This is a genomic window from Saccharothrix lopnurensis (assembly GCF_042658445.1).
Classification (GTDB): domain Bacteria; phylum Actinomycetota; class Actinomycetes; order Mycobacteriales; family Pseudonocardiaceae; genus Actinosynnema; species Actinosynnema lopnurensis.
This window is the reverse complement of record NZ_JBHSQO010000018.1, coordinates 138254-145805: the sequence shown is the minus strand read 5'-3', so window position 1 is coordinate 145805 and position 7552 is coordinate 138254. Positions and strand designations below refer to the sequence as shown.

5 protein-coding genes are annotated in these 7552 nt (G+C 70.7%); 3 read left to right on the top strand and 2 right to left on the bottom strand.

Annotated features, from left to right (window positions below; all coding sequences use genetic code 11):
* Window positions 1-275 precede the first annotated feature (275 nt).
* Window positions 276-1997 carry a VanW family protein gene (locus ACFP3R_RS19610; protein ID WP_380637689.1) on the top strand — a complete coding sequence of 574 codons (1722 nt, stop codon included), beginning with the start codon at window positions 276-278 and terminating at the stop codon, window positions 1995-1997.
* A 106-nt stretch (window positions 1998-2103) separates the two neighbouring features.
* On the top strand, window positions 2104-2850 hold the full coding sequence (locus ACFP3R_RS19605) for a DUF1206 domain-containing protein (RefSeq protein WP_380637684.1): 747 nt from the start codon (window positions 2104-2106) through the stop codon (window positions 2848-2850).
* Window positions 2851-3039: 189 nt separating this feature from the next.
* Here the strand turns inward: ACFP3R_RS19605 and ACFP3R_RS19600 are convergent, their stop codons facing one another.
* Both ACFP3R_RS19600 and ACFP3R_RS19595 read right to left on the bottom strand, forming a co-directional pair.
* The gene (locus tag ACFP3R_RS19600) at window positions 3040-4878 is read right to left on the bottom strand and encodes an acyl-CoA dehydrogenase (protein ID WP_380637683.1); all 1839 of its coding nucleotides are present in this window, start codon (window positions 4876-4878) and stop codon (window positions 3040-3042) included.
* A 119-nt stretch (window positions 4879-4997) separates the two neighbouring features.
* On the bottom strand, window positions 4998-5648 hold the full coding sequence (locus ACFP3R_RS19595) for a response regulator transcription factor (RefSeq protein ID WP_380637682.1): 651 nt from the start codon (window positions 5646-5648) through the stop codon (window positions 4998-5000).
* A gap of 293 nt (window positions 5649-5941) precedes the next feature.
* Between ACFP3R_RS19595 and ACFP3R_RS19590 the strand changes: the two genes are divergently transcribed.
* Window positions 5942-7456 (top strand): sodium:solute symporter family protein, encoded by a 1515-nt coding sequence (locus tag ACFP3R_RS19590; protein WP_380637681.1) that lies wholly within the window; start codon window positions 5942-5944, stop codon window positions 7454-7456.
* The last annotated feature ends 96 nt before the right edge of the window (window positions 7457-7552 follow it).

Genomic DNA, 7552 nt, shown 5'->3' with positions numbered 1-7552 from the left:
AGGCCGAGCACCTCGGCCCCGAGTTCGACACGACCCGGCGCGCCTGCCGGGCGGCGATCCGCACCAGCCCCGCGCCCCACCCCGCGCCCCACCCCGCGCCGTCCGCCGACGCGACCCGCGCCATGGCCCCGCCGCCCCCGCCCGCCGAGCAGACCCGGGCCATCCACACCCCGCCCGGCGGCTTCGCCCGCGGCCCGTCCCCGTCCGAGGCCACCACGGTGTTCAGCACCCCGGTGTCCGTGCCGGAGCCCGAGGCCACCGTGCACGGCCCGGTCATGGTCGACGAGGGCGCGGAGGCCGACGAGGCGGACGCCCGCCGCCGCGGCAAGCGCAGGATCGCCCTGGTCGCCGCCTCCGTGCTGGGCGTGCTGCTCGCCCTCTACGGCCTGGACATCCTCATCTCCAGCGGCAACGTGCCGCGCGGCGTGAGCGTCGCCGGCGTGGACGTCGGCGGCATGAGCCGCACCGAGGCCGAGGAGAAGCTGCGCGCCGAGATCGGCCCCCGCCTGGCCGCGCCGGTCAAGGCGCGCGCCGGCGACGTGGACGCCGAGCTGGACCCGCGGGCGGCTGGCCTGGAGCTGGACTGGGCCGCGACGCTGGACCGCGCGGGCAGCCAGCCGCTGTCCCCGCTCACGCGCGTCACCTCGTTCTTCACCTCCCGCGAGGTCGGCTTCGCCACCCGCAGCGACGAGGCCAAGCTGACCGCCGCGGTCGAGGGCCTGCGCGGCACGACCGACCGCGAGCCCGCCGAGGGCGCCGTCCGCTTCGAGGGCGCCACCCCGGTGGCCGTCGAGCCGAAGCAGGGCCAGAAGCTGGACGCGCCGGCCTCCGTGGGCGCGCTGCTCGCCGGCTGGGCGGACGGCGGCACGGTCGAGCTGCCGGTGGCCACCACCCCGGTCAAGACGACCAGGGAGGGCGTGGAGCGGGCGGTGGCCGAGGTCGCCCGGCCCGCCACGGCCGCGCCGCTGATCATCAAGGGCGAGGGCAAGGACGCCACGCTCACGCCCGAGCAGCTGGCCACCGTGCTGGTGTTCGAGCCCGCCGACGACGGCGGCCTGACCGCGAAGGTCGACAACGGCAAGGTCGTCGAGCACGCCGGCCCACAGCTGGAGGAGACCGAGAAGGAGGGCAAGGACGCCGAGATCGTGTTCGAGGGCGGCCGACCGACCGTGAAGGAGTCGGTGGACGGCCTCGGCATCGACTGGGAGAAGTCCCTGCCCCCGATGCTCGACGTGCTCAAGCGCGAGGACGAGCGCGTGCTCAAGGCCGAGTACAAGCACACGCCCGCGAAGGTGACCACCGAGCAGGCCAACAAGATGGGCATCAAGGAGGTCATCGGCGAGTTCCAGACCGGTGGCTTCGCGGCCGACTCGGGCACGAACATCCGCGTGGTGGCGCAGAAGGTCAACGGCGCGATCGTGAAGCCGGGCGAGACCTTCAGCCTCAACGGCTTCACCGGTCCGCGCGGCCGGGCCCAGGGCTACGTCGACGCGGGTATCATCGAGAACGGCATCCCCGGCCGCGCGGTCGGCGGCGGCATCTCGCAGTTCGCCACGACGCTCTACAACGCCTCGTACTACGCGGGCATGAAGGACGCGGGCCACAAGGAGCACAGCTACTGGATCTCGCGGTACCCGGCGGGGCGCGAGGCCACGGTGTTCATGGACAACGCGGGCAACAGCCTGATCGACATCAAGTTCACCAACCCCGACCAGACCGGGGTGGCGATCCAGACGGTCTGGACGCCGTCGTCGATCAAGATCGTGCTGTGGGGCACCAAGAACTACGACGTGACCGGGTCGACCAGCGAGCGGTTCAACTTCACCGAGCCGCAGGAGCGCAAGGTGACGACGAAGCCGTGCAGCCCGAGCAACGGCGCGCAGGGCTTCTCGGTGACCGACACCCGGACCATCACCGACCGCCGCAGCGGCCAGTCCCGCAGCGAGTCCCGCACGGTCCGCTACGACCCCTCGCACAAGATCATCTGCGAGGGTTGACACCCGCTGATTCGCGGTAGCCACGATTGGGTATCACCCGATCGTGGCTACCAGCGCGAGTGAGGTGCGGAGACATCCCGCGGTGCAGGTCCTAGGACGTGCCGGGATGGTGTGCTACGGGGTCGTACACGTGCTCTTGGCGGCGTTGACGGCGCAGGTCGTGCTCGGCGACAGCGGTGAGCGGACCGACCAGAAGGGTGCCGTCGCCGAGATCGCCAAGACCTCGTTCGGCCCGGTGCTGCTGTGGGTGCTCGCGATCGGCCTGTTCGCGTTCGCGCTGTGGCAGGTGACGCTGGCGATCTCCGGCTACACCTGGGACACGGAGAAGCGGAAGCGGATCTACCACCGCTTCGGCTCGGCGGGCCGCGCGATCACCGGCGTGGCGATCGGCGTCGCCGCGGTGAACTACGCCGTCGGCTCGTCCCAGAGCAGCTCCACCGAGCAGTCCCAGACCTGGACCGCGCGGCTGCTGTCCGTGCCGTTCGGGCAGGTGCTGGTCGGCGTGGTGGCGCTGGCGATCATCGTGCTGGGCGCGCTGGTCATGCGCAAGGGCGTGAAGAAGTCCTTCGAGAAGGACCTCGACATGTCCCGACTGCCGCCGGGCAGCCGCCAGTGGGTGGAGCGCCTCGGCCGCATCGGCTGGATCGGCAAGGGCCTGGCGTACGCGCTGATCGGCGTCCTGGTCGGGCTGGCGGCGATCAACGCCGACCCGTCGCGGTCGGGCGGCATGGACAAGGCGCTGCACACGCTCGCCGCCCAGCCCTACGGCGTCTTCGTGCTGGCCGTCATCGCCGTGGGCTTCCTCGGCTTCGGCGTCTACTGCTTCGCCGCCGCCAAGGCCCACAAGGGCTGACCCGGCGCGGGCCGAACCCGCGCGAGTCGAACACCCGGGACCACCGTGTCGAACGTTCGGAACACCTGAGTTCGACGTTCGGGATGCGCGGGCCCACGGCCCGCGACGCGAAAGGCGGCGCCCCTCCGTCCTCCGGGGGCGCCGCCTTTCCGCTCGTCCGGGTGAGGTCCCGGGCCGGTTCCGTCCGGGTCAGAACGCGGACTCGGCCACGTCCATCAGCGAGTTGTCGGTGGTCTCGGCGATCTTGCGGCGCGCGGTCAGCTCCGGCAGCACGTTCCGGGCGAAGAACGACGCCACCGCGACCTTGCCCTCGTAGAACGCCTTGTCCCGGGCCGACGGGGCGCCCGCCAGCGCGGTCAGCGCGACCTCGGCCTGGCGCAGCAGCAGCCAGCCCACCAGCACGTCACCCGCGGTCAGCAGCAGGCGGACGGTGTTCTGGCCGACCTTGTAGAGGTTGCGCACGTCCTCCTGCGAGCTGGTCAGGAACCCGACCATGGCGCCGAGCAGGCCCTGGAGGTCCTCCAGCGCCTGCTTGAGCAGGGCGCGCTCCTCCTTGAGCCGGCCGTTGCCGCCCTCGTTGTCCAGGAACGCCTGGATCTCGCCGCTGAGGAAGCCCAGCGCCCGGCCCTTGTCGCGGATGATCTTGCGGAAGAAGAAGTCCAGCGACTGGATGGCCGTGGTGCCCTCGTACAGCGAGTCGATCTTGGAGTCCCGGATGTACTGCTCGACCGGGTACTCCTGGAGGAAGCCGGAGCCGCCGAGCGTCTGGAGCGACTGCGCCAGCTGCTCGTAGGCCCGCTCCGAGCCGACGCCCTTGACGATCGGCAGCAGCAGGTCGTTGACCTTCTCCGCCAGCTCCGCGTCGGGGCCGCCCAGGGCGATCCGGTCCTGCTGGGTCGCGGTGTAGAGGTAGACCGCGCGCAGGCCCTCGGCGTACGCCTTCTGGAGCATCAGGCTGCGGCGCACGTCCGGGTGGTTGGTGATGGTGACGCGCGGCGCGGTCTTGTCGGTCATCCGGGTCAGGTCGGCGCTCTGCACCCGCTCCTTGGCGTAGGCCAGGGCGTTGAGGTAGCCGGTCGACAGGGTGCCGATGGCCTTGGTGCCGACCATCATGCGGGCGTACTCGATGACCTGGAACATCTGCGCGATGCCGTCGTGCACCTCGCCCAGCAGCCAGCCCTTGGCGGGCACGCCGTGCTGGCCGAAGGTCAGCTCGCACGTGGTGGAGACCTTCAGGCCCATCTTGTGCTCGACGTTGGTGACGAAGGCGCCGTTGCGCTCGCCGGTCGACTCGCCGGTCTCGGGGTCGAAGTGCCACTTCGGGACCAGGAACAGGGACAGGCCCTTGGTGCCCGGCCTGGCCTCGATGCCGGGGCCCTCGGGGCGGGCCAGCACCATGTGCACGATGTTCTCGGTCATGTCCTGGTCGGCCGAGGTGATGAACCTCTTCACCCCGTCGAGGTGCCAGCTGCCGTCCTCCTGCCGGACGGCCCTGGTGCGGCCGGCGCCCACGTCGGAGCCGGCGTCCGGCTCGGTGAGCACCATGGTGGCGCCCCAGCCGCGCTCGATCATCAGCTCGGCCCAGCGCTGCTGCCGCTCGGTGCCGTTGCGGTGCACGATCGAGGCGAAGCTCGGGCCCGCCAGGTACATGAAGACGGCGGGGTTCGACCCGAGGATCAGCTCGGCCGCGGCCCACCGCACCGACGGCGGGGTGCCGTAGCCGCCCAGCTCGTCCGGCAGGAACAGGCGGTACCACTCGCCGTCCCAGAGCGCCTGGTAGGACTTCTTGAAGGACTCCGGCAGCGTGGCCGAGTGGGTCTTCGGGTCGAAGACGGGCGGGTTGCGGTCGGCGTCGGCGAAGGACTCCGCCAGCGGGCCGACCGCCAGGTTGTTGAGCTCGGCAAGCACGCCGCGCGCGGTGTCCTCGTCGGACTGCTCGAACGGCCCCGTGCCGAGGTGGTCCTGCACGTTGAAGACCTCGAAGAGGTTGAATTCGAGGTCCCGGACGTTGCTCTTGTAGTGACCCATCTCGTCGCTCACTCCATGCTGGTCGGGGCGGTCCCCCTACTGACCGGTAACAACAGGGTATTACCTGTCAGTAACCTCGGCAAGGCCGACCGGGGTGGTGTGGCGAACCGAACGGCCTTCTAGGCCCGCGCCTGCGGACCCCCGGTCAGCAGCCCCGCCTGGTAGGCCAGCGACACCGCGTGCGTCCGGTCCCGCGCCCGCAGCTTGCGCAGGATGTTCTTCACGTGCGTGCGCACCGTCTCCACGGAGACGTACAGCTCGCCGGCCACCGCCTGGTTCTCCAGCCCGTCCGCGATCAGTTGGAGCACCTCGTACTCCCGCCGCGACAGGGAGCGCCGCGAGCCCGCCTCCGCGGCGGGCGTGAACCCGGCCGCCAGCGGCGCCAGGGTCGGGTCCAGGTACATCCGGTCGGTGTGGGCCCGCACGATCGCCTGCACCACCTCGCCGACCTCCCCGGCCCGCGGCACCAGGCCGCGCACGCCCGCGGACAGGGCGACCCGCACGTACTTCGCCGTCCGGTGCGGCTCCCGGACCAGCGAGACCACCGCCAGCGCCGGGTCGTTGCCGGTCAGCAGGGTCGCCAGCTGGCCCTGCGGGTCCAGCACCGAGTCGATCAGCAGCACGTCCGGCCGCAGGCGCTCGTGCAGCCGGACGGCCGAGTTCGGCTGCCCGGTCGAGCCCAGCCAGTGCAGCCCGGGGGTCCGCCGCACCACCGCCGCCAACCCTTCCCGGAGCAGGGGCACGGGGTCGACGAGCGCCACGCCGGGCACGGGGGCACGTCGTTCACCGCCGCCCGTCGGGGGACGCACGTCGACACCGGTTCTCATGCCCATGCGACAACGACGCCGATCGGGCATGACGTGGTTTCCTCGAAAAACTTTCCGTATCTGTCGGTCATGTATGTGAACAAGAGTCACAAGTGTGACTCAATGACCGCGGATGACCTTCCGCACCGGGCAACACCCTCGTAAGACCTACGTCACACAACCCATGTGGGACGCCGCGCACCGCCGCCCGTAGTTCCGGCGCAGCCACCCTTGGGCCGAGCACTAGTGGAGGCCGCATGGACACCCTCGACTGGGTCGTCGTCGGTGGGTACTTCTTCGTGATGGTGGCCATCGGCTACTGGTCACGCGGGCGGGTCAAGAACATCGCCGACTTCTTCACCGCGGGTGGCCGGATGCCGTGGTGGCTGTCCGGCATCTCGCACCACATGTCCGGCTACAGCGCCGTCATGTTCGTCGCGTTCGCCGCCGAGGCGTACCGGCTGGGCCTGACCGTCTACATCTGGTGGGCGCTGACGATCGGCCTGGGCGTCGGGATCGGCGCGTTCCTCTGGGCCGGCGCCTGGAACCGGCTGCGGTCCAAGCACGGGGTGAAGTCGCCGCTGGAGTACCTGGCGCAGCGCTACAACGTGCCGACGCAGCAGATCATGGCGTGGTCGGGCGCGGCGCTGAAGGTGGTGGACATCGCCGCCAAGTGGGTCGCGGTGGCGCTGCTGCTCCAGGGCTTCGCGGGTGTGCCGATCTGGATCGGCATCGCCCTGACCGGCGTGGTGACCATGGTCTACTCGGTGCTCGGCGGCCTGTGGGCCGACGCGCTGACCGACTTCGGCCAGTTCGTCATCCAGGGCCTCGCGGGCATCGTCATGTTCGTCGCGGTGGCCTCGCACTTCGGCGGCATCGACTTCATGTGGACGATGTGGGACCAGCTGCCCGAGTCGCACTCCGACCCGCTGTCCGGCCAGTACACGCTGATCTTCTTCATGGCGCTGTTCCTGATCAAGACGCTGGAGTACAACGGCGGCATGTGGAACCTGGCGCAGCGCTACATGGCCGCGCCGTCCGGGGCCGCGGCCAGGCGGTCCGCGCTGCTGTCCAGCGTGCTGTGGCTGGTCTGGCCGCTGGTGCTGTTCTTCCCGATGTGGGCCGCGCCGCTGATCGTGCCGGGCATGGAGGGCAACGCCGAGCAGGCGTACGTCGAGATGGGCAAGGCCATGCTGCCCGCGGGCATGGTGGGCCTGGTGCTGGCGGGCTTCTTCTCGCACACCATGGCCATGGTGTCCTCGGACGCCAACGTGATCTCCGCGGTGATCACCCGCGACATGCTGCCGAGGCTGTGGAAGGGCGTGACGCGCCTGGGGGAGGCGGCGCAGCTGCGGCTGGCGCGGATCACCACGTTCGCGTTCATCGGGTTGAGCATGACGATCGCGTTGACCGCGGACACGAAGGGCTTCGTGCTCAAGGTGGTGATCGCCCTGGTGGCGGCCACGATGGGCCCGATCGCGATCCCGCTGATGCTCGGCCTGCTGCCGTGGTTCCGCCGGGTCGGGCCGACCGCGGCGATCTCCTCCACGGTGGGCGGGTTGTCCACCTGGGCGGTGCTGTACGTGCTCCAGCAGAACAAGGTCGAGTTCGTCACCCAGGCGGTGATCGTGTCCTGGCCGCTGCTGGTGTCGCTGGTGCTGTACCTGCTGATCGGCCTGGTGATCAAGCCGGAGCCGTCGGCCGAGCGCGACGCGCTGATCGACTCGCTGCGCTCCGACGACGAGGACGAGCGGGTGCCCGCGCGCACCTGACCCGGGCCCCTTCCCGCCGTGCGGCCGCGGTCGCGCGGCGGGGAGGGGTGTCCCGTCCCACGTGGGGGAACGGCGGCCGGTCAGGTAGTGTGTGTA